16 protein-coding genes are annotated in these 20,619 nt (G+C 68.7%); 9 read left to right on the top strand and 7 right to left on the bottom strand.

The genetic code is table 11. The annotated features are described in order from the left end of the window. Positions 1–25 precede the first annotated feature (25 nt). From ABZW60_RS25050 to ABZW60_RS25065, 4 genes are all read left to right on the top strand, one after another. Entirely contained in the window at positions 26–1,804 is a 1,779-nt protein-coding gene (locus ABZW60_RS25050; RefSeq protein ID WP_355480649.1) for an ABC transporter substrate-binding protein, read from the top strand. A gap of 100 nt (positions 1,805–1,904) precedes the next feature. Next, positions 1,905–2,918, top strand: coding sequence for an ABC transporter permease (locus ABZW60_RS25055; protein WP_355480651.1), 1,014 nt, complete (start codon positions 1,905–1,907; stop codon positions 2,916–2,918). After that, positions 2,915–3,985 carry an ABC transporter ATP-binding protein gene (locus ABZW60_RS25060; protein ID WP_355480653.1) on the top strand — a complete coding sequence of 357 codons (1,071 nt, stop codon included), beginning with the start codon at positions 2,915–2,917 and terminating at the stop codon, positions 3,983–3,985. Before ABZW60_RS25055 ends, ABZW60_RS25060 begins: the two co-directional genes overlap by 4 nt. Before the next feature lie 56 nt (positions 3,986–4,041). After that, positions 4,042–5,064 carry a dipeptide ABC transporter ATP-binding protein gene (locus tag ABZW60_RS25065; protein WP_355480655.1) on the top strand — a complete coding sequence of 341 codons (1,023 nt, stop codon included), beginning with the start codon at positions 4,042–4,044 and terminating at the stop codon, positions 5,062–5,064. Between the two features lie 19 nt (positions 5,065–5,083). Here ABZW60_RS25065 and ABZW60_RS25070 read toward each other — a convergent pair whose 3' ends face one another. The 6 genes from ABZW60_RS25070 to ABZW60_RS25095 all read right to left on the bottom strand — a co-directional run bounded on the left by ABZW60_RS25070 (position 5,084) and on the right by ABZW60_RS25095 (position 14,774). Further along, positions 5,084–7,471: a tetratricopeptide repeat protein gene (locus ABZW60_RS25070; protein ID WP_355480657.1), complete on the bottom strand. Its 2,388-nt coding sequence runs from the start codon at positions 7,469–7,471 to the stop codon at positions 5,084–5,086. A 29-nt stretch (positions 7,472–7,500) separates the two neighbouring features. Continuing rightward, complete coding sequence (locus ABZW60_RS25075; protein WP_355480659.1) at positions 7,501–8,661, bottom strand: hypothetical protein; 1,161 nt, start codon at positions 8,659–8,661, stop codon at positions 7,501–7,503. After that, the gene (locus ABZW60_RS25080) at positions 8,658–9,158 is read right to left on the bottom strand and encodes a SigE family RNA polymerase sigma factor (protein WP_355480661.1); all 501 of its coding nucleotides are present in this window, start codon (positions 9,156–9,158) and stop codon (positions 8,658–8,660) included. The genes ABZW60_RS25075 and ABZW60_RS25080 overlap by 4 nt, the downstream gene beginning before the upstream one ends. A gap of 19 nt (positions 9,159–9,177) precedes the next feature. Continuing rightward, positions 9,178–9,966, bottom strand: a complete 789-nt coding sequence (locus ABZW60_RS25085; RefSeq protein ID WP_355480663.1) for an SGNH/GDSL hydrolase family protein — start codon at positions 9,964–9,966, stop codon at positions 9,178–9,180. Next, a complete protein-coding gene (locus tag ABZW60_RS25090) occupies positions 9,963–10,910 on the bottom strand; it encodes an alpha/beta hydrolase-fold protein (protein WP_355480665.1) in 948 nt (315 codons plus the stop codon). The genes ABZW60_RS25085 and ABZW60_RS25090 overlap by 4 nt, the downstream gene beginning before the upstream one ends. A 426-nt stretch (positions 10,911–11,336) precedes the next feature. Next, positions 11,337–14,774 (bottom strand): hypothetical protein, encoded by a 3,438-nt coding sequence (locus tag ABZW60_RS25095; RefSeq protein WP_355480667.1) that lies wholly within the window; start codon positions 14,772–14,774, stop codon positions 11,337–11,339. A gap of 64 nt (positions 14,775–14,838) precedes the next feature. Here ABZW60_RS25095 and ABZW60_RS25100 point away from each other — a divergent pair, with 64 nt between their 5' ends. The 5 genes from ABZW60_RS25100 to ABZW60_RS25120 are packed head-to-tail and all read left to right on the top strand — an operon-like array spanning position 14,839 to position 20,351. Continuing rightward, positions 14,839–15,549 (top strand): VOC family protein, encoded by a 711-nt coding sequence (locus tag ABZW60_RS25100; protein ID WP_355480669.1) that lies wholly within the window; start codon positions 14,839–14,841, stop codon positions 15,547–15,549. Continuing rightward, positions 15,471–16,313 carry an MIP/aquaporin family protein gene (locus ABZW60_RS25105; protein WP_355480671.1) on the top strand — a complete coding sequence of 281 codons (843 nt, stop codon included), beginning with the start codon at positions 15,471–15,473 and terminating at the stop codon, positions 16,311–16,313. The genes ABZW60_RS25100 and ABZW60_RS25105 overlap by 79 nt, the downstream gene beginning before the upstream one ends. A 39-nt stretch (positions 16,314–16,352) precedes the next feature. Then, positions 16,353–17,870 (top strand): glycerol kinase GlpK, encoded by a 1,518-nt coding sequence (gene glpK, locus ABZW60_RS25110; RefSeq protein WP_355480672.1) that lies wholly within the window; start codon positions 16,353–16,355, stop codon positions 17,868–17,870. 36 nt (positions 17,871–17,906) lie between these two features. Next, positions 17,907–19,619: a glycerol-3-phosphate dehydrogenase/oxidase gene (locus ABZW60_RS25115; protein WP_355480674.1), complete on the top strand. Its 1,713-nt coding sequence runs from the start codon at positions 17,907–17,909 to the stop codon at positions 19,617–19,619. A 54-nt stretch (positions 19,620–19,673) separates the two neighbouring features. Next, positions 19,674–20,351, top strand: a complete 678-nt coding sequence (locus tag ABZW60_RS25120; protein ID WP_355480676.1) for a hypothetical protein — start codon at positions 19,674–19,676, stop codon at positions 20,349–20,351. A gap of 18 nt (positions 20,352–20,369) precedes the next feature. Here ABZW60_RS25120 and ABZW60_RS25125 read toward each other — a convergent pair whose 3' ends face one another. Further along, positions 20,370–20,597, bottom strand: coding sequence for a hypothetical protein (locus ABZW60_RS25125; protein WP_355480678.1), 228 nt, complete (start codon positions 20,595–20,597; stop codon positions 20,370–20,372). Positions 20,598–20,619 lie beyond the last annotated feature (22 nt).

A 20,619-nucleotide genomic window follows, 5' to 3' on the forward strand; every position in this document is an offset into this window, starting at 1 on the left:
AACAAATTAAGGGGTGCAACAAGAGATGAGATGGAATCGCATCACGACGGTCACCGCCGTCAGTGCGGCCGTCGCCTTGAGCCTGGTGGCCTGTGGGGGACCCAAGGCTTCCTCCGGAGGGTCGGGTAGCGGCTCGAGTGCGGCGACGCCGGAGTTCGACGCAGCCAACGGCAAGATCTTCAACCCGAGCGACAAGAAGGGTGGCACGCTGCGGATGGCGGCCACCGAGAAGTGGGACTCCACCGACCCCGGTGACACCTACTACGGTCTGTCCTGGAACCTGGCCCGCAACTACGTCCGGCCGCTGATGGTCTTCAAGTCGGCCCCGGGCAAGGAGGGCGGCAAGGTCGTTCCGGACCTCGCCGAGGCCCCCGGCGTGCCGAGCGACGACGCCAAGACCTGGACCTACAAGATCCGCAAGGGCGTCAAGTTCGAGGACGGCACCGAGGTCAAGGCGAAGGACGTCATGTACGGCGTCGCCCGGTCGCTGGACAAGACCACGCTGCCGAACGGCCCGACGTACTTCAACGACTTCCTGGTCGACGTGCCGAAGGACTACAGCGTCGCCAAGGACCCGCAGATGAAGCAGTTGGCCAAGGCGATGACGACGCCGGACGACTACACCATCGTGTTCCACCTGAACAAGACGTTCGCCGGCTTCGACTACTTCGCGCAGCTGCCGTCGACCGCGGGCGTCCCGCAGGCCAAGGACACCGGTACGAAGTACCAGCTGCACCCGATCTCGAGCGGCCCGTACAAGTTCGAGAGCAACGACGCGAACAAGGGCTTCACGCTGGTCCGCAACGACCAGTACGACCCGGCGACCGACCCGGACTCGGGCCGTAAGGCGCTGCCGGACAAGATCACCGTCGCCTACAACGTCAACGGCGCCGACATCGACAACCGGCTGCAGGCCAACGACCTCGACGTCGACATCGTCGGCACCGGCGTGCTGGCCGAGACCCAGGCCAAGGTCCTCGCCGACCCGAAGCTGAAGGCGCACACCGACAACGTGCTGTCCACGCGCCTGAACTTCACGGTGTTCAACAGCGAGGTCAAGCCGTTCGACAACGTCGAGTGCCGCAAGGCGGTGCTGTACGCCGCTGACCACGAGGGCTACCAGCGCGCGTACGGCGGTCCGATCGGTGGCGACATCGCGACGAACCTGATGCCGCCGTCGGTCGCGGGTGCGCAGAAGTTCGACGACTACGGCTTCGAGCAGGACAAGAACGGCAACCCGACGAAGGCGAAGGAAGCGCTGACGAAGTGCGGTATGCCGAACGGCTTCAGCACCAACATCGCCTACCGTGCGGACCGGCCGAAGGAGAAGGCCGTCGCCGAGTCGCTGCAGCAGTCGCTGGCCAAGGTCGGCATCAAGCTGACGCCGAAGGGCTACCCGACCGGTGACTACACCAAGCTGTACGCCGGCAAGCCGGACTACGCGAAGGCCAACGGCCTGGGCATGATCGTCTACAGCTGGGGTGCGGACTGGCCGGACGGCTTCGGCTTCCTCAGCCAGATCGTCGACAGCCGGGTGATCCGGGCCGCCGGCGGTAACACCAACCTGGGGATCCGGATCCCGGAGGTCGACGCGCTGATCGACAAGGCGCTGTCCACGACCGACGAGGCCGCCCGTAACCAGATCTGGGTGGACGTCGACAAGAAGGTCATGGAGCAGGCCGGCGTGCTGCCGGGTATCTGGGCCAAGGGCCTGCTGTACCGCCCGGACACGCTCGCGAACGTGTTCAGCAACGACGGTCAGAACATGTACGACTACGCGAGCATCGGTCTCGCGCAGAAGTAACCGGCAGTCATTGCCCTGAACAACAATCACCAGAAGAGGTAGGTGAAGGCTGAAGGTGGCCGGTGATCAGCGATGATCGCCGGCCACCACGCCGAGCACGGTGTTCGCATATCTTGTCCGCCGGGTGATCGGAGCAGTGATCCTGCTCTTCATCGTCACGGCCGTCACGTTCTCGATCTTCTTCCTGGTCCCGCGACTCGGTGGGGCCACCGCCGACGACCTGGCCGGCCGCTACGTCGGCAAGTCCGCCGGGCAGGAGCAGATCCACAACACGGCGGTGCGGCTCGGCTTCACCGATCCTCTGTACGTGCAGTACGGCCGCTTCGTGAAGGGCCTCGTGGTCGGCACGGAGTACAACTACGGCTCCGGAACCGAACACTGCCCGGCCCCGTGCTTCGGTTACTCGTTCCTGACCCAGCAACCGGTCTGGCCGGACCTGGTCGCACGAATACCGGTGACGGCCTCGCTCGCGTTCGGGGCAGCCTTCATCTGGCTCATCACCGGAGTCGGGACCGGCATCATCTCCGCACTGAGACGCGGGTCGGTGCTGGACCGATCACTCATGTCGGTGGCGCTGGCCGGTGTGTCGCTACCGATCTTCTTCACCGGCCTGCTGTCGCTGTCGATCTTCAGCTACGGCCTCGGCTGGACCCAGCAGGGCGGTGTCAACCCGCTCGACGAGACGAATCCGCTCTGGTGGGCGTACGACCTGATCCTCCCGTGGGTGACGCTGGCGTTCCTGTACGCCGCGGCGTACGCGCGACTCACCCGGGCCGGCATGCTCGAGACGATGAACGAGGACTTCGTCCGGACCGCCCGGGCCAAGGGCCTGACCGAACGGGACGTGGTGATGAGGCACGGCCTGCGGTCGGCGCTGACGCCGATCGTGACGATCTTCGGTCTGGACCTCGGTCTGCTGATGGGTGGTGCGATCCTCACCGAGACCACCTTCTCGCTGCCCGGTATCGGTCAGTACGCCGTCATCGCGTTGCGGGCCAACGACCTGCCGAAGGTGCTCGGCGTGACGCTGGTCGCCGCGTTCTTCATCGTGCTGGCGAACCTGATCGTTGACCTCCTGTACGCCGTCGTCGACCCGAGGGTGCGGATCTCGTGACCGAGCCGATCGAAGAAGTTCAAGACAGCACTCAGCGGGTGGAGCGCGGCGAGGCGTTCCTCGACGTCCGCGATCTCAAGGTGCACTTCCCGACCGACGACGGTCTGGTGAAGTCGGTGGACGGGGTCTCGTTCAAGCTGGAGCGCGGCAAGACGCTCGGTATCGTCGGCGAGTCCGGCTCCGGCAAGAGCGTCACCAGCCTGTCGATCATGGGTCTGCACAAGCCAGGGGTCGCGAAGATCAGCGGGCAGATCTTCCTCGACGGCCAGGACCTGGTGGCGTCGTCGCGGGAGGAGGTCCGGCTGCTGCGCGGCAAGCGGATGGCGATGATCTTCCAGGACCCGCTGTCGGCGATGCACCCCTTCTACACGGTCGGCCACCAGATCATCGAGGCGTACCGGGTGCACAACGAGGTCAGCAAGCAGGTCGCGCGCAAGCACGCGATCGAGATGCTCGACCGGGTCGGCATCCCGCAGCCGGACAAGCGGGTGGACGCCTACCCGCACCAGTTCTCCGGCGGTATGCGGCAGCGCGCGATGATCGCGATGGCGCTGTCCTGCGACCCGGACCTGCTGATCGCCGACGAGCCGACCACGGCGCTCGACGTCACCGTGCAGGCGCAGATCCTGGACCTGATCCGGGACCTGCAGCGGGAGTTCAACTCCGCCGTCATCATCATCACCCACGACCTCGGCGTGGTCGCCGAGCTCGCCGACGACATCCAGGTGATGTACGCCGGGCGCGCGATCGAGTACGGCACCGCGGAGGACATCTTCGACCGGCCGCAGCACCCGTACACCTGGGGGCTGCTCGGCTCGATGCCGCGCATCGACCGCGAGCGCACCGAGCGGCTGATCCCGATCAAGGGCACGCCGCCCAGCCTGATCAACGTGCCGAAGGGCTGCCCGTTCAACCCGCGGTGCAACTACGCGCACCTGAACAAGGGGCTCAGCGAGACCGAGCGGCCCGAGCTGCTCGACATCGGCGACGGCCATATGGTCGCCTGCCACCTCTCCCCGCAGAACCGCCGGCAGGCGTGGGAGACCGACATCAAGCCGAAGCTGTGAACGGGACGACGACTGTGACTTCAACTGACGCCGAATCGACTCCTGTTGTCCCGAAGATGGGCGAGGAGCTGCTGTCGGTCGACGGCCTCGTCAAGCACTTCCCGATCCGCAAGGGGATCCTGCAGCGCCAGGTCGGCGCCGTGCAGGCGGTCGACGGCCTGTCCTTCTCCGTGACCCGCGGTGAGACGCTGTCGCTGGTGGGGGAGTCCGGCTGTGGCAAGACCACCACCGGCCGGCTGCTCACCCGGCTGGAAACGCCGACGGCGGGCAAGATCGTGTTCGAGGGCCGCGACATCAGCAAGCTCGGCGAGGGCCGGATGCGTCCGCTGCGTCGCGATGTGCAGATGATCTTCCAGGACCCGTACGGTTCGCTGAACCCGCGGCACACGGTCGGCAAGATCGTCGGCGCCCCGTTCCGGCTGCAGAACGTGAAGACCGAGCACGGTGTGAAGAAGGCCGTGCAGGAGCTGCTCGAGCTGGTCGGTCTGTCGCCGGAGCACTACAACCGGTACCCGCACGAGTTCTCCGGCGGCCAGCGGCAGCGCATCGGCATCGCGCGCACGCTGGCGCTGCGGCCGAAGCTGATCGTCGCCGACGAGCCGGTGTCCGCGCTGGACGTGTCGATCCAGGCGCAGGTGGTGAACCTGCTGGAGGACCTGCAGAACGAGTTCGACCTGACGTACGTGATGATCGCGCACGACCTGTCCGTCGTCCGGCACGTGTCGGACCGGGTCGCGGTGATGTACCTCGGCAAGATCGTCGAGCTGGCCGACCGGGTCAGCCTGTACGAGAAGCCGATGCACCCGTACACCGTCGCGCTGCTGTCCGCCGTCCCGGTGCCGGACACCAAGCGGAAGGGCAAGCAGGAGCGGATCCGGCTGCAGGGTGACGTCCCCAGCCCGATCAACCCGCCGCCGGCGTGCCGCTTCCACACCCGCTGCTGGAAGGCGCAGGAGATCTGCAAGACGGTCGAGCCCCCGCTGATCCAGCTGGGCCCGGGCCACCAGACCGCCTGCCACTTCCCGGAGAACGCCACCCCGGAGCAGGAGAAGACGGCCCAGGACGCCGCCAAGAGCTGAGCATCGAGTGCTTGCGCGGTCAGACGCGTGATGCGGCTTCGGCCGTCTCGAGCAGTTGCCGGGCCCGTTCGGCATGGCCCGGGTGGTGCACGCGGTAGAAGTCGAGTGCGAACCGGAGATTCGCGAGCGCGTCGTCGTACTCGCGGATCCCGGTGAGCACCTCGCCCAGGGTCAGCCGGCTCTGCGCTTCGCGGCGCCGGTCGCCGACTGCCTTGGCGATCTCCAGTGCGGACTCGACGTGCTGGATGGCGCGGTCGTGGTCACGCAGCTCCTTGAAGGTGAGCGCCAGCACCCAGTGCGCGTCGCTGACGCCCTTGCTGTGCCCCAGTTCTTCGAGCTCGCGGAGTGACAGGCGCAGGTCGTCGACGGCGAGTTCGGGGTGGCCGGACTTCACCCGTGCCCAGGCTGCCTCGATCCTGGCGTTGGCGACCCCGTCCGCGTCACCGAGGACCTCCCACTGCTGCAGCGCGGCCCTGGCGGCCGCCTCCGCGGCGACCGGATCGCCCAGTTCGAGGAGGACCTCGCAGTGTGTCCCGTAGGCGGCCGCGAGCCCACGGATGTCACCGAGCTCCCGGTTGACCGCGAGGGCGGACTCCACCAGCGGGAGGGCGTCGCGGTGCCGGTGCATCCTGATGAGCAGGCGCGCGCTGTTGTTCGCCGCGAGGGACATACCGCGCAGACTCCCGGCCGCCTCGAAACCTCGTTGCGCGAGACCGAACCGGTCCGCCGACTCGTCGTACCTGGCGAGCTCCGCGAGCGCGATCGCGGCGTCGGCGTGCAGCTGGGCCCGGGTCCACTCGGTGATGTCGCCGGTGACGACGCGATCGATCGACGGGAGCCAGTCGACGAGATTTCCACGCTTGACGAAGTACTCGTAGAGGCCGATCACCAGACCCGCGACGCGCTCGTCGCGCCCGCCGCCCGCGGCGAACTGCTCGATCAAGGCGATGTAGTTGTGCAGCTCGCCGTCGATCCAGCCCAGCACCGCGTCGTGCGTCGCGAAGGCAGCTCCAGCGGGCGGAGGCGGCTGATGAGGCCACGCCGTCCGCAGTGCTGTCGGGCCGTTCAGGACGACCGCGCGCCACGCCACGGACAGGTAGAAGCTGAGGAGGCGGTCGAGGGACGACTCCTGCGTCGCAGGCGGGAGCTGAGCGGCCAGCTCGCGGGCGTAGGCGCGGACGAGATCGTGGAACTGGTAGCGGCCCGGGGTCCGGGACTCGACGAGATGGAGGTCGGCCAGCCGTTCCAGGATCCGGTTCGTCTCGGCCTGGGTGGCGGCCAGGAGCGGGGCGGCGGTCCGCGCGGTGAAGTCCTCGGCGTCGCTCAGGCCGAGGATCGGCAGGGCCTCGGCCGCCGGTGGGTCGATCCGGCGGAGCTGCTCGACCGACGAGGAGAACCCGGCCCGAACGCCGCGGTCGTCGGCGTGCAGCAGGTCGAGCCGGTGCGACTCGTCGGCGAGCCGGTCCACGAGCTCCGCAGGTGCGGCCGCCGGGTGCGTGAGCGACCAGGCGGCAACGATGCTCAGTGCCAGCGGGAGGTGACCGCACAGCTCACCGATCCGGTCGGCCGCATCGGTCAGGCGGCCGTCTCCAGCGATGGACGTGAGCAGCGCGGCCGACTCGCTCGCAGCGAGCGGATCGACCTGGAGGTGCAGCGCGGCAGGCATCGTGGAGAGGGTGTTGCGGCTGGTGATCAGCACGGCCGCCCCTGCCGATGCCGGAATCAGGTCGGTCACCTGCTGGACGTCTCGAGCGTTGTCCAGGATCAGGAGGAGCCGACGGTTCATCAGGCGCGAGCGGAGCGCTGCGACCGCCTCAGCCCGCTCCCCGGGCACCACCTCAGGCGGTACGCCGGTGGCCCTGAGGAGCTGTCCGGCTGTCTGCAGCTGGCTCATGGGCGTACCGAATCCGCGCAGGTTCACGAACAGCGTTCCGTCCGGGAAGTGGTGGGCGCTCGCGTGCGCCGCCTCGGTCGCCAGCGCCGTCTTGCCCACGCCCGCCATGCCGCGGATCGTCACGATGGTCGGTGCGCCGGTGCGCGCCGGTGACTTGGTCAGAAGGTCGACCAGCAGGTCGAGCTCGCGCCGTCGGCCGACGAAGCCCTGCTGCGCCGCCCGCTGCGCCTGCCGGGCGACGATCCAGGCCGGATCGCCGTCCGCTGCGGGCGTGGCCGATGCACTCACCGCGCCGCGCGCCGCGAGTTGCCGGAAGACACGACGCTCGGCGTGGTCGAGGCCGAGCGCGCGATCGAGCTTGTCGAGCGTCGTCAGCTGCGGGAAGCGCCGTACTCCGCGCTCCAGCAGTCCTATCGCCTGGGCGCTGAGCCCGGCACGCTCGGCGAGCCCTTCCTGGGTCAGCCCACGGGCAACTCGCGCTTCGCGCAGGGTCGCGGCGAACGACTGTTCCACGCCGGACAGGTTAGCCGGAATCGTCGTGCTCAGCCCTGGTCGATGATCGGCCGGCCGGTCGGCAGGGCGTACGGCGGTGTCCGCGGCGCCGCTGTGCGGAACGCGGCGCCCGAGAAGTTCGGTGCGACGACCTTCACGGACCCGGTGGCGGCGTCGACGAGCAGGAGGTCGGCTGACCGCGAGGTGTTGTGTTCTCCCACGGCGGTGAACGTCCTGTCGTCGAGCCATTGGCCGAAGTAGGTGCTGATGTAGGCGTTCGGCGCGCGCTTCGGCTCGCCGGCGGCGACGTCGTACATCAGCAGATCGGCCCACAGCGGCTGGATGCCCGGCTTGGCGTCCTCGGGCTCGGTGACGAGGTGTTCCGCACCTGGTGAGAGGAACGCGAGGTCGCCGGTGAACCTGGCCGGCTCGTTCGGCGAGACGGTCTTCGCGATCGCCAGGCTCTTGCCGGCGAACCGGTCGAGCGGCTGCTGGTAGACGAACAGCCCGGCGGTCACGGTGCGGACCGCGGTCGGGCCCACCTTGGCGATCAGTTCACCTTTGTTGGCGGTCACGTCCCAGCGGTACAGGCCGTCCAGCGTGCCGAAGTACGCGAGGCGCCCGTCGAGCGCCACGATCTGCGGACCGACCGCGAGGCTGGCGAACTTCGGGATCTTGTTGCCGATCGGCGTGCGGACGAGCTCGCGGCGCGCGCCGACGTCGTACACCACCGACTCGCCGTGATCGTTGAGGAGCTCGACCCAGGCGACCAGGGAGCCGTGGGAGTCGGCGGTGAGTTGCCAGGCGCTCTTGCCCAGGCTGCGGACGCCGGACCGGTCGACGACGTGGATCGCGTTGGCCGCGTTCAGGAACACGAAGCCGGCGTCGGTCTGGACGAACGCGTTCACCTTGTGCGGTGCCACCGAGATGATCTCGTCGCCGTAGTGGATGGTGTCGCCCAGCGCATAGGTCGGCCGCCGCTGTGCGAACGGGGCGGGCTTCGCGGGTTGCGGCTGCGGGTCGCGGGGACGGACGACGGTCGCGGTGCCGACCGTGGCGGCGGCGACGGCGACCGCGCCGCCGATCACGCCGAGAGCGCGCCGGCGGGTGACCCGGTGCTTGCCGGCCGCCACGATGGCGTCCAGATCGAGCGGCGGCGGCTCGGTGCTGTCGGCGCGTTCGGCCAGGGTGTCCTTGAGGAGGTCGTTCATTCGGTCATCCCTGCCTTCAGCACGACGTCGGAGCCCAGACGGGCCCGGAGCTTCTTGAGTGCGTCGGAGACCTGGCTCTTCACGGTCCCGACGCTGCAGCCGAGGATCTCGGCGGTCTGCGGTTCGGTGAGGTCCTCGTAGTACCTGAGGACCAGTGCGGCCCGTTGCCGCGGTGGGAGTTTCTGCAGTTCGTGCCACAGCCAGATCCGCGCGGTCGCGTCCTCGTCGTTCGCCGGGCGGTCCGGTACGTCGTCGTGCGGCCGCTCCGCCCGCCAGGACTTCCGGCGCCACCAGCCGATCGCGGTGGTGGTGATCGCGCGCCGGGTGTAGGCCTCGGCGTTGTTCGGGTCGCGCAGGCGGTGCCAGCCGACGTACGTCTTGACCAGCGCCTCCTGGACGAGGTCCTCGGCCAGGCCGCGGTCGCCGGTCAGCAGGTACGCGTACCGGTACAGCGCGCCGTGCCTGCTGGTCGCGAACTCGGCGAACGCCTCGGCCATCTGGTTCCCCCTCGGGTCTCTACCCTCCCTGACGTGGGGACGCGGGCAAAGGGTTGGGTGTTGCGGCCAGCAGAACCCTGGCGATCAGCGCGTGGCCGGCCGCGTCCGGGTGGTCGCCGTCGGGGGCCAGCAGCGCGGTGACGTCGGCATTGTCCTCGAACGGCGTGTAGATGTCGGCGTACGTCGCGTCGCCGGCGCGGGCCGCGGCGGCGATCGCCTCGTTCGTGCGGACGGTGAGCTGGTCGCTGGCGATCCGACCGCTCGGGGTGTACTGCCGCCGGGCCACCTCGCCGTCCTTGAAGACATTCCAGTAGCCGGTCATCAGGACGGTTGTCGGCCGGCCGCCGCGGAGCGCGTGCACGCGGGCCAGGATCCGGCCGAGGTTGACGGTCAGCTGCTCGAACTCGTCGGACACGCAGTCGCCTTCGCACTGGCCGCTGGTGACGTCGTCGTGGTGGTCGCCGAAGTCGTTCGCGCCGATCGTGAGAAGTACGACGTTCGCCGCGGCGGTCGCCTGCTCGGCGCCGGGTCGGCCCAGCTGTTGCAGCAGCCCGCTGGAGTCGAGGCCGCCGACGCCGAGATTGTCGACGGTCACCGCCGCGCCGGACCGGTCGTGGAGCAGGTCGCCGTACAGCTGGGGGAAGGGGGTGCAGTCGCAGTTGGAGCCGGACGTGACCGAGTCGCCGAGGGCAACCACCCGGACGTCGTCCCCGGTGCGCATCTCGCTGACCGTGTCCGTGCCGGAGATCGCGGTGAGGAGCGCGAGCACCAGGAGACCGGCGGCGAGCCGCCGCAGATTGTCGATCACGCCGGTTTCGGGTGGCTCCCTTCGTGCTGGGGGAGGGCGAGCTGGTTGACCAGCCACGGGTAGGCCGACGCGAAGGCGGGCGCGGCGAACTGCCACACGTGGGTACCGGGGGAGATCTCGACCCTGGACCAGATGCCGGCCCTGGCCGCGGCCCTGGACAGCTCCTCGGCCTCGTGCTGGTGGCGCAGCTCCTGGGTGCTGGTCAGGAACAGGCCGTCGACCCCGGTGTACTTCCCGTGCGCGCGCATCACCAGCAGCGGCTCGTTGGCCTTCTCGAGCGCCACGTTGCCGCCGTACAGGTCGTGCAGGCTGGCGGCCGGCGTGCTCGTGTACGGCGCGAGGTCGCCGGAGATGTCGACGAAGTGGCCGAACACGTCCGGGTGCTCGACGACCAGGTCGAGCGCGCAGGTGCCGCCCATCGAGAACCCGGCGACCGCCCACTGCCGCGGATCCCGGGACGCGCCGAACGTCTTCTCGACGTACCGCGGGATGTCCTGGTCGAGGTGGTCGGCGGAGTTCCCGCGCGGACCGTTCACGCATTCGGTGTCGTTGTCGAACCGCTCGGTCGCGTCGGCGAACACCAGGATCGGCGCGTACCCGTGGTGCCGGTGCGCGTACGCGTCGGACACCTTGACGGCGTCGCCGAGCCGCACCCAGTCACCCGGGCCGCCCCGCTCACCCCCGATCAGCTCGACCACCGGCAGCGCGGGCCGGTGCGCGCCGTGGAACCAGATCGGCGGCAGGTAGACCAGCTCCTGCCGGTGCTTGAAATGGCTGTACGTCGCCGGAACGTCCACCGCGACCAGCCGCCCCACCGCCGGCATCTTCGTCGCCCCGGCGTCGTGCGCGATCCCCGCCATCGACACCTGCCCCGGCAACGGCGTGTTCGTCCAGTCGTTCACCGCGGAGTCGATGGTCGGGTAGTAGCCGACGAACTGATTCACCCCGTTCGCACACACCACGCCCGCCAGCACCGCCGCGACAACCGCCGCCCCCCGTCGCCACCACCGAGCCGACCGCCACCCGACCCCCAACACGATCAAGGCCCCCACAGCAACCCCGAACCACAACCACACCACGAACGGCAACGGATCAGTCAGCCCCACCAACTCGGCCCCCGGATAAGCCGCCACCAGCGTCACCAGCGCCGCCCCCACCCCCACAAGCGGCACCACCCGCCCCCGCCACCGCGAGTCCCGCCACCCCACAGCAGCCAAGACGACCCCCACAGCCACCACATCCAGCAGAACCGGAAACCATCCCCCGAGCAGCGACACACCCATCCAACCCTCCACGAGTAGACCCACCCCGCAGACGCCGAGCCTGCATCAACGGTTGGCAGGCCCGCCCCGAGCCCTCTCAGCGGGCTCTCAGCTGCTGGCAAGATCGCGCAGTGCTGCCATGAGATCTGCATCCGGCCCCAGTGGAACTGCACGGCTCCGCAGGTAGCTCATGACGAAATCGATGCTGCCCTCGACCCACGTCTCCACCACGTACAGCGCATCTTCCGGTGCGATGCTCCGCAAGGTCGAGTCCTTGAGCCCCCCGAACAACCGCGGAACAGGCAGTTCTGGCGTCCAGTGCTGTGGACGCTCCAGCCGGAGGTAGGTGACGAACTCCGGCGCGAAATAGCCGTCCTCACAGTGGACCAGTTCCGGTCGCGCGAGCCGGCGGTCGATCTCGATCCGGATCTGCTGCAGCTGATCACGTGCATCCCCGGTGGCTCGCTGTTCGGCGTACCAGAACATGGCCACCACCGTCGGTGCCCTGCTTCGAGTGACGACGCGGATGTACTCGCGGAGGTCAGGCATGTCGTCGAGCAGAGCGGGGTGAGCTGCGACGATCGCCGCGAGTTCGACCTCGTAGCCGATGGATTCCGGCGGTGGGAAGGCGTGCGTGAGCAACTCACGGATGTAGTCGGTGCTCAGGTCCCGGGCGCCCCGCGACAGCAACATGACGATGCCTCGTTTGACGTTGCCGTTGATCCGCGACCGACCGCTCAGCGTCTGGAGAAGGTCCAGGTACCACGTGTAGTCGTAAGCCAGCGGGCGACCGAAATGCGGCGCGCCCGAGCTGGCGAAATGGATCAGGGCGATCTGCCTGATCGCCTCGAGATCGCCAGGTCCCCAGGGCTCGTCGACTGCGTGGGTCCCGAAGGCTCCGACCAGCAGTTCGGCCTTGTGGGTGAGATCTCCCAGAAGTTCTGCCTCGTTGAGCCTGATGTCGAACTGTGACTCGATCCGCACGCTCAGCTGTAACGACGGGCTGTCATCGGGGGACACGCCGAGAAACTGCATGACGGTCTCCCAAGCCGACTCGTCGATGCCGGCACGCCACAACCGCACGACCTGGCGCCAACGGTCGAGTCCGTCCGCCCCCACGAGCTCCTCTACCGGAACGGGGTCGTTGTCGAGGAGGACGCGGAGCAGGGTGAGATTGGCGGTGTAGCAGGCGCGGCGGCGTACGGGGTCGTAGGGGAGAGGGCGATAGAGCTCGTCGCCGGTGTCGGGGCGGATGGATTCACGGCGGAGCAGTTCGCTGATGGTGGCATGCAGCGACGAGACGTCTTCGTCGGAGCGTTGCTCTGCCAGTTCGGCGAGGAAGATGCGGACCGGGGCGCGGGTGCTGATTGGCTGGTGGCTGAGGAGGCGGCGGAGGAGGGTGTCGTCTAGGGCTGCTGGCTGGGGGGTGAGGGAGGTGGCTTCCAGGTCGCGGTGGCGCATCAGTTGGACCAGGAGTTCGAGGACGAGTTCCGCGACCAGGAACTCGCCGAAGGTGGCGTGGAGGAACTCGTACGCGCTGCGTTGTTCGCGGTCGGCTCGGGGGTTGTGGACGAACATGAACTCGCCGAGGACCCGGTCGGCCGCGGTCAGGGGCTGGATTGCGGCGGTGGGGGTGGCGGGTGGTTCCAGGGCGGCGAGGTCGGCGTTCAGTTCGCTGTCTGTGATGTGCTGGCGGCCGCGGTTGAACATGCCGATGGCCGCGTACTGGAGCTGCCGGCGTTGCTGACGTTGCAGCAGCTGCTGCTCGGCGGCCGAGGCGTCCGGTGCGGTCTTCTCGGTGATCTGGCGGGTGATGAAGCGGTCCATGATCCGCTGGTACAACTCGCTCTGCGTCAGATCGGCGCCGCCCAGCTGGTTCGTGCCGAGCTCGGCCAGATAGACGGCCAGCATCAGCAGCAGCAACGGCTGGCTCGTCAGCTCGGTGATCTCGTCCGAGGTCGTCATCTCGTCGACCTCGAGCGGGACGAACGACGGGATCGCCGCATGAGCGGCATTCCAGGCGGCGAGCCACCGCTCGATCCGCGCCCGGTCGAACTCGCGCAGCTTGATCATGGGCGTGTCCGGCGCGATCTCGGCGCGGTCGGCGACGACCGTTCGGGAGGTGACGATCACCGACGTCGGCGTACCGAAGGTTCTCGCCCGCTTCTGGAAGTCCTCGACCTTCGACAGGTACGCCGATTGCGTCACGCCGGTCGCCTGCACGAGTTCGTCGAAGCCGTCCAGCAGGATGACCAGGTGGCACCGATGCGGACAGCTCATCGAGTCGCTGCAGGAGTCGCAGGCGCCGCACTCCTCGCGCAACTCGGCCAGATCGGCGTTCGGCTGCTGCAAGGTCCGCTGCAGTTCCTTGGTGATCTGCAGGGTCAGATCGTCGTCGGGATTGACGGAACGGAGCGGCACGCGGACGACCGCGAACGCTTCCTCCGGCAGCTGGGCGGCCAGCACCTCGGTCAGCAATGATTTGCCGGCGCCGGGATGGCCGAGCATGAGGAGCGGGCGTCGGGCGCCCTCGGGGCTCGCCAGATAGCTCGCGAGGTACTCGACCAGCGACGAGTGCTGCGGTTGTTGGGACCACCACTCCTCGTCGGAAGGCCGCGATCGGTCGTCCGCGACCGCGTAGTGGAACGAAGGCTCGACGAACCCGTCGCGGACGGTCGGCGACGCGATCGACTGCGTGCGGGACCGCAGCAGCGGCTCGTCGAGGACCTCCCTCGCCGCGAGCGCCAGCTTCTCGCGGTAGCTGTTCCGGGGTGAGGGAGTGCCCGGCATCACCATCGAGAGCATCGTCCTGAGCTCGCCCAGCGCCGCGGCTTGCGCGTGGATCAGTTCGCGGGTGCCGGCGAACTCGTTGAGCGTCACCCACAAGCCGAACGGCGCGGAGGCGCTGAGTTCCAGCATCCGGCTCCGGTACAGCAACGCGGCGCGTTCGACGATCGCCTCGACCAGCGCGGCAACCGGTACCGGCTCGAGCCGGCTCCACGCCTCGAGACCGGTGAAGAAGTCGAGACATCGGCGCGCGAGTCGGTCGTAGTACGGCTTGAGTGTCTGCTCGAGATTCGTTTCCAGCCCGAGCTCGGGCGAGGACAGCGGGACAGTGACGTCGAAGAGGTCGTCGTCCGCGGCGCCGGGTACGGCGAGCAGCCTGCCTCGCTCCTGGTCGGTGAGGCCGAGCTCGCGGTACTTCGGGCCGATGACCTGAGGAAGCGCATCGAAGAACGACGAGACCGCCGTGATCGTGTGCGCGGCCACGACGAGCTCGAGCTGGCTCTTGTCCTTCGTGCCGCGCAGCCGCTTGGTCACGCTGGTGACGACGGTGTCGAGCAGGCTCACGGCTTCGTTCTTCGGGTCGACCAGCGACAGCCAGGCCGCGGCGGTCAGCCCGGCGACTGGTCCGCCCGCGAGCGCCGCGGCACCGGCTCCGGCGAAGATCGCCGTACCGAAGAACCGCTCGAGGGCCGTTCGGCTCCGGTCGTCGATGTCGAGCACAGCGAGGGCGCCGCGAAAGGTGTACGGCGACAGAGCCATGAGCGGAGCTCCTCGGGGTGGATCGGGCAGGCGGAAGAACAACCTAGCGTCGTACGGTCGTCTTATGCCGGAGGCACTGCTCGACCATCTCGTCCTGGCCACGCCTGACCTGGAGGCGACTGTGGCCGCCTTCGCGGACGCGACCGGTGTCGAGCCGGTGGTTGGTGGGCGGCATGTGCGGTGGGGGACTCGGAACTATCTCGCGGGGCTGGGTGGGACGGCGTATCTGGAGTTTCTCGGTGCGGATCCGGAAGCGGCGCCGGACGCGCGTTCGCCGTACCCGTTGGATCGTGAGCGGCTGGTGACCTGGGCGGTTCACCCGGCTGATGTCGATGGGTTCGTGGCTGCCGCGCGGGAGCAGGGCGTGGAGCTCGGCGAGATTGTCGAGTTGTCTCGCCGGACGGCGGGTGGGGCCATGCTCCGATGGCGGCTGAGTGAGGTCGAGCCGGCGCCGTACGGCGGTCTCGTGCCGTTCGTCATCGACTGGGGGCGGGGCGCCGGGGCTCAGCGCGGTCTTTCGTGGGCCTCGCGGCGTCTATCGATGTCATTGAGTAATCAGAAGATCACCGAGTGTCGCAGCGGGGTGGCCCGGGATGGGCGTTCGACAATGTCGAACGGCGGGCGTTGTTACCGGGGGTACTTCGCTCCTACATTCCAGCCAGCCGTGGTCGTCACGGCGGGGAAGGGAGGCCAAGCATGGCTACGACCGAAGCGGTCAAACAAAGAACCCTTCTGGGGGAGTGTTCGGCGGAATTCGCCGGAACGTTCATCCTGATCCTGTTCGGTGTCGGGGTGGTCGCCCAAGTGGTGGCCGGCGGCATCGGGGATCACGACTCGATCTCGTGGGCCTGGGGTATCGGCGTCATCATGGGCGTCTACGTGTCCGCCCGGCTCAGCGGTGGCCACATCAACCCCGCGGTGACGATCGCCCTGGCGGTCTTCCGCGGGTTCGCCTGGCGGAAGGTGCTGCCGTACATCGGTGCGCAGTTCCTGGGCGCGTTCGCGGCGGCTCTGGTGGTCCGCTGGAACTACGACAAGGTCCTCGACAAGTTCGACCCCGGACTGACGATCAAGAGCCAGGGAGTGTTCTCCACCCTCCCGGGCAACGGAAGCACCGAGCTCGGCGCCGGCATGTGGAGCGGCTTCCTGGACCAGATCATCGGTACGGCGATCCTGATGCTGGTCATCCTGGCGATCGTCGACCTGCGCAACACCGCCCCCGCGGCGAACCTGGGCCCGTTCATCATCGGCCTGCTGGTCGTCGGCATCGGGATGGCGTGGGGCACCCTGGCCGGCTACGCGATCAACCCGGCGCGTGACTTCGGCCCGCGGCTGGCCTCCTACCTGACCGGTTACGGAGGAGCCTTCAAGGATCAGTTCGGGGATCCCTATTTCTGGGTCCCGATCGTGGGTCCCATCATCGGCGCGCTCGTCGGCGCCCTGCTCTACGACCTGCTGGTCGGCCGGTACCTGCCGGTCGGCGACGCGGACGAGGAGCCCGGCCGGGTCCCGGAGCCCGAGGAGGAGACGAGGGCATGATGCAGCGCACTACCGCGACTTGTGAGGAGAGGACTACCCATGGCTGACTTCGTCGGCGCCGTCGATCAGGGCACCACGAGCACCCGTTTCATGATCTTCGACCATTCGGGCAACGAGGTGGGCATCCACCAGCTGGAGCACGAGCAGATCCTGCCGCAGGCGGGCTGGGTCGAGCACAACCCGGTGGAGATCTGGGAGCGGACCAGCTCGGTGATCCGGACCGCGATGAACGCAAAGGGCCTGCAGGCCGGCGACCTGGCCGCGCTCGGCATCACCAACCAGCGCGAGACCGCGGTGGTCTGGAACCGCCGGACCGGCAGGCCTTACTACAACGCGATCGTCTGGCAGGACACCCGGACCGACCGGATCGCGTCGGCGCTCGAGCGTGAGGGCAAGGGCGACGTGATCCGGCAGAAGGCCGGTCTGCCGCCGGCGACGTACTTCTCGGCCGGCAAGGTGCAGTGGATCCTGGAGAACGTCGACGGCGTCCGGGAGGCCGCCGAGGCCGGGGACGCGGTGTTCGGGAACACCGACACCTGGCTGTTGTGGAACCTGACCGGCGGGACGGACGGCGGTGTGCACATCACCGACGTCACGAACGCCAGCCGGACGATGCTGATGAACCTGGAGACGCTCGACTGGGACGACGAGCTGATCAGCTTCTTCAACATCCCGCGGCAGATGCTGCCGGAGATCCGTCCGTCGTCGGACCCGAACAGGTACGGCGAGACGCTCGCCAACGGTCCGCTCGGCGGCGTCGTACCGCTCACCGGCGACCTCGGTGACCAGCAGGCCGCGACCGTCGGCCAGGTCTGCTTCAACCCGGGCGAGGCGAAGAACACCTACGGCACCGGAAACTTCATGCTGCTGAACACCGGCACCGAGCTGGTCCGCTCGAAGGCCGGCCTGCTCAGCACGATGTGCTACAAGTTCGGTGACGACGCCCCGGTGTACGCGCTGGAGGGCTCGATCGCGGTCACCGGGTCCGCGGTGCAGTGGCTGCGGGACCAGCTCGGCATCATCTCCGGTGCGAGCGAGACCGAGACCCTGGCCCGGCAGGTCGAGGACAACGGCGGGGTGTACTTCGTGCCCGCGTTCTCCGGCCTGTTCGCGCCGTACTGGCGGTCCGACGCCCGCGGCGCGATCGTCGGCCTGTCCCGGTTCAACACCAACGCACATCTGGCGCGCGCAACACTGGAAGCGATCTGCTACCAGAGCAAGGACGTCGCGGACGCGATGGAGAAGGACTCGGGCGTGAAGCTCGACGTGCTGAAGGTCGACGGCGGTGTCACGGCGAACGAGCTCTGCATGCAGATGCAGGCCGACATCCTCGGCGTACCGGTCAGCAAGCCGGTCGTCGCGGAGACCACCGCGCTCGGCGCGGCGTACGCGGCCGGGCTCGCCGTGGGCTTCTGGAAGACCAAGGACGAGCTGGTGCAGAACTGGAACGAGGCCAAGCGGTGGGAGCCGCAGTGGAACGACGAGCAGCGCACTCAGGGGTACGCCGGCTGGCAGAAGGCCGTCCAGCGCACCCTTGACTGGGTCGACGTCGACTGAAGTAGCACGACCAACGAATTCGGAAGGACGAACACAGTGGCTGTAGTGGCTCTGTCACCGCAAGCAAGGGCCGACGCGATCGACGCGCTGGCCGACGGACGGGAACTGGACGTCCTGGTGATCGGTGGCGGGGTGGTCGGCACCGGATCGGCACTCGACGCCGCCACCCGCGGCCTGACCACCGGACTGCTGGAGGCCCGCGACTTCGCGAGCGGCACCTCCAGCAGGTCCAGCAAGCTGATCCACGGGGGCTTGCGCTACCTGGAGATGCTCGACTTCCGACTCGTGCACGAGGCGTTGCAGGAGCGCGGTTTGCTCCTGCAGCGCCTGGCCCCGCACCTGGTGAAGCCGGTGCCGTTCCTGTACCCGCTCCAGCACCGCTGGTGGGAGCGGTTCTACGCCGGCGCCGGTGTCGCGCTGTACGACGGTATGGCGGTCAGCTCCGGTCTCGGGGCGGGCCTGCCGATCCACCGGCACCTGACCCGGCGCGGGGCGATGCGGCTCGTCCCGTCGCTGAAGAAGTCCGCGCTGGTCGGCGCGTTGCAGTACTACGACGCGCAGGTCGACGACGCGCGGCACACGATGGAGCTCGCCCGGACCGCGGCGTCGTACGGCGCCCTGGTCGCGAACCGGGTGAAGGTCACCGGGTTCCTGCGTCAGGGCGAGCGGGTCACCGGCGTCCAGGCGAAGGACCTGGAGAGCGGCCGCCAGTTCGAGGTCCGGGCGAAGCAGGTCGTGAACGCGACCGGGGTCTGGACCGACGACACCCAGGCGATGGTGGGGGAGCGCGGGCAGTACCACGTCCGCGCGTCGAAGGGCATCCACCTGGTCGTCCCGAAGGACCGGATCCAGTCCAGCACCGGGATGATCCTGCGGACCGAGAAGTCCGTGCTGTTCATCATCCCGTGGGGCCGGCACTGGCTGATCGGCACCACCGACACCGACTGGCACCTGGACAAGGCCCACCCGGCCGCGACCAGCAAGGACATCGAGTACCTGCTGGACCACGTCAACGCGGTGCTGACCACACCGCTGACCCGCGAGGACGTCGAAGGCGTGTACGCCGGTCTGCGGCCACTGCTCGCCGGCGAGTCGGAGAGTACGTCGAAGCTGTCCCGCGAGCACGTCGTCGCGCACGCGGCGCCGGGCCTGGTAGTGGTTGCCGGTGGCAAGTACACGACGTACCGGGTGATGGCCAAGGACGCGATCGACGCGGCCGCGGACGCGCTCGACGGGCGGGTGCCGCGCAGCGTCACGAAGAACATCCCGCTGGTCGGTGCCGACGGCTACCAGGCGCTGTGGAACCAGCGGCAGCTGATCGCGCAGCGGTCCGGGCTGCATGTCGCCCGGATCGAGCATCTGCTGAACCGGTACGGCGCACTGATCCACGAGGTGCTCGAACTCGTCGCGGAGGACCCGTCGCTCGGCGAGCAGTTGCCGGGCACGCAGGACTACCTGAAGGCCGAGATCGTGTACGGCGCCAAGGCCGAGGGGGCCCGTCACCTCGACGACATCCTGGCCCGCCGGACCCGGATCTCGATCGAGGCCTGGGACCGCGGGGTCGGCGCCGCCGAGGCGGCCGCCCGGCTGGTCGCGCCGATCCTCGGCTGGGACGAGGAGACGATCGACCGCGAGGTGTCGTTCTACCTCAGGCGTGTCCAGTCCGAGCGCGACTCCCAGGACCAGCCCGACGACGAGTCCGCCGACAAGGTCCGCCTCGAGGCGCCGGACATCGTGTCACCGGCCTGACATCTGGACGTGATCGTCCCTCCCGTGCCTTACTCGGAGCGGGAGGGACGACACATGGGGGAGACGGCACAGCTGCGCGGTCCGTGGCGGACGATGTCCGTGACCGGCGCATCGGCCGGCCTGGCCGGCCTGGTCCTGGTCGGTGCGAGCCAGGCGCTGGTGCAGGTCGGCGGGGGCGAGCCGGCGTTCGACGCGTCCGGCGACGAGATCCTGCGCTTCTTCGAGGCGCGGCACGACACGCTCTACGCGACCGGGACGTATCTGGGCCTGCTCGCCGTTCTGGCGCTGGCTTGTTTCGTCTCGGTGCTCTGGGTGGTCCTGCGTGAGGCGGAGGGCCGGCCGGCGTGGCGGTCGGCGATCGCGCTCACGTCAGGCGTTGCTTTCGTCGTACTGCTGATGAGTCCGGGCTGGGAGCTGGCCGGCTACCGGACCGATGAAGGAGTCGACCCGCAGATCGCCCGGTACGCCTTCGACACGGGGAACCTCGGGTTCGCCAACGCCTGGATGGCGCTGGCCGGGTTCCTGGCCGCGGCGGGCTCGATCATGCTCGGTACGCCGTCGCTCCCGAACTGGCTCGGCTGGGTGGCGATCGTCGCCGCCGTCGGGTTCCTGATCGGCCGCGCGGTGTGGACCACGCCGGTCTGGCTGATCCCGTACTCGATCTTCTGGATCTGGGTCGTTGCCGTCAGCATCCAACTCTTCCGCGGCCGCCTGCCGGAGAGGGCCGGCTGAGCCCTCCCCGGCCCGGCGTCAGCCGACGGTCACGGTGTAGTGCGCCCCGTCGTCGGTGAACTCGTAGTTCCCGGGGCCGGTGATCTGGCGCTGGCCCAGGTCGTCGTCGGCGCCCGTGTTGTCCTCCTGCTCGTGGCAGGTGATGTGTGTGACGTGCAGGGTCTGCGCGTTCGCGGTGAGCGGTGCGACGGCGAGCGTGGACGCCCCGAGGGCGATCGCGGCGAAGATCGTGCGACCTGTGGACATGAGACTTTCTCCTCCCGAGTTC

The organism is Kribbella sp. NPDC003557, from assembly GCF_040610805.1.
Taxonomy (GTDB): Bacteria; Actinomycetota; Actinomycetes; order Propionibacteriales; family Kribbellaceae; genus Kribbella.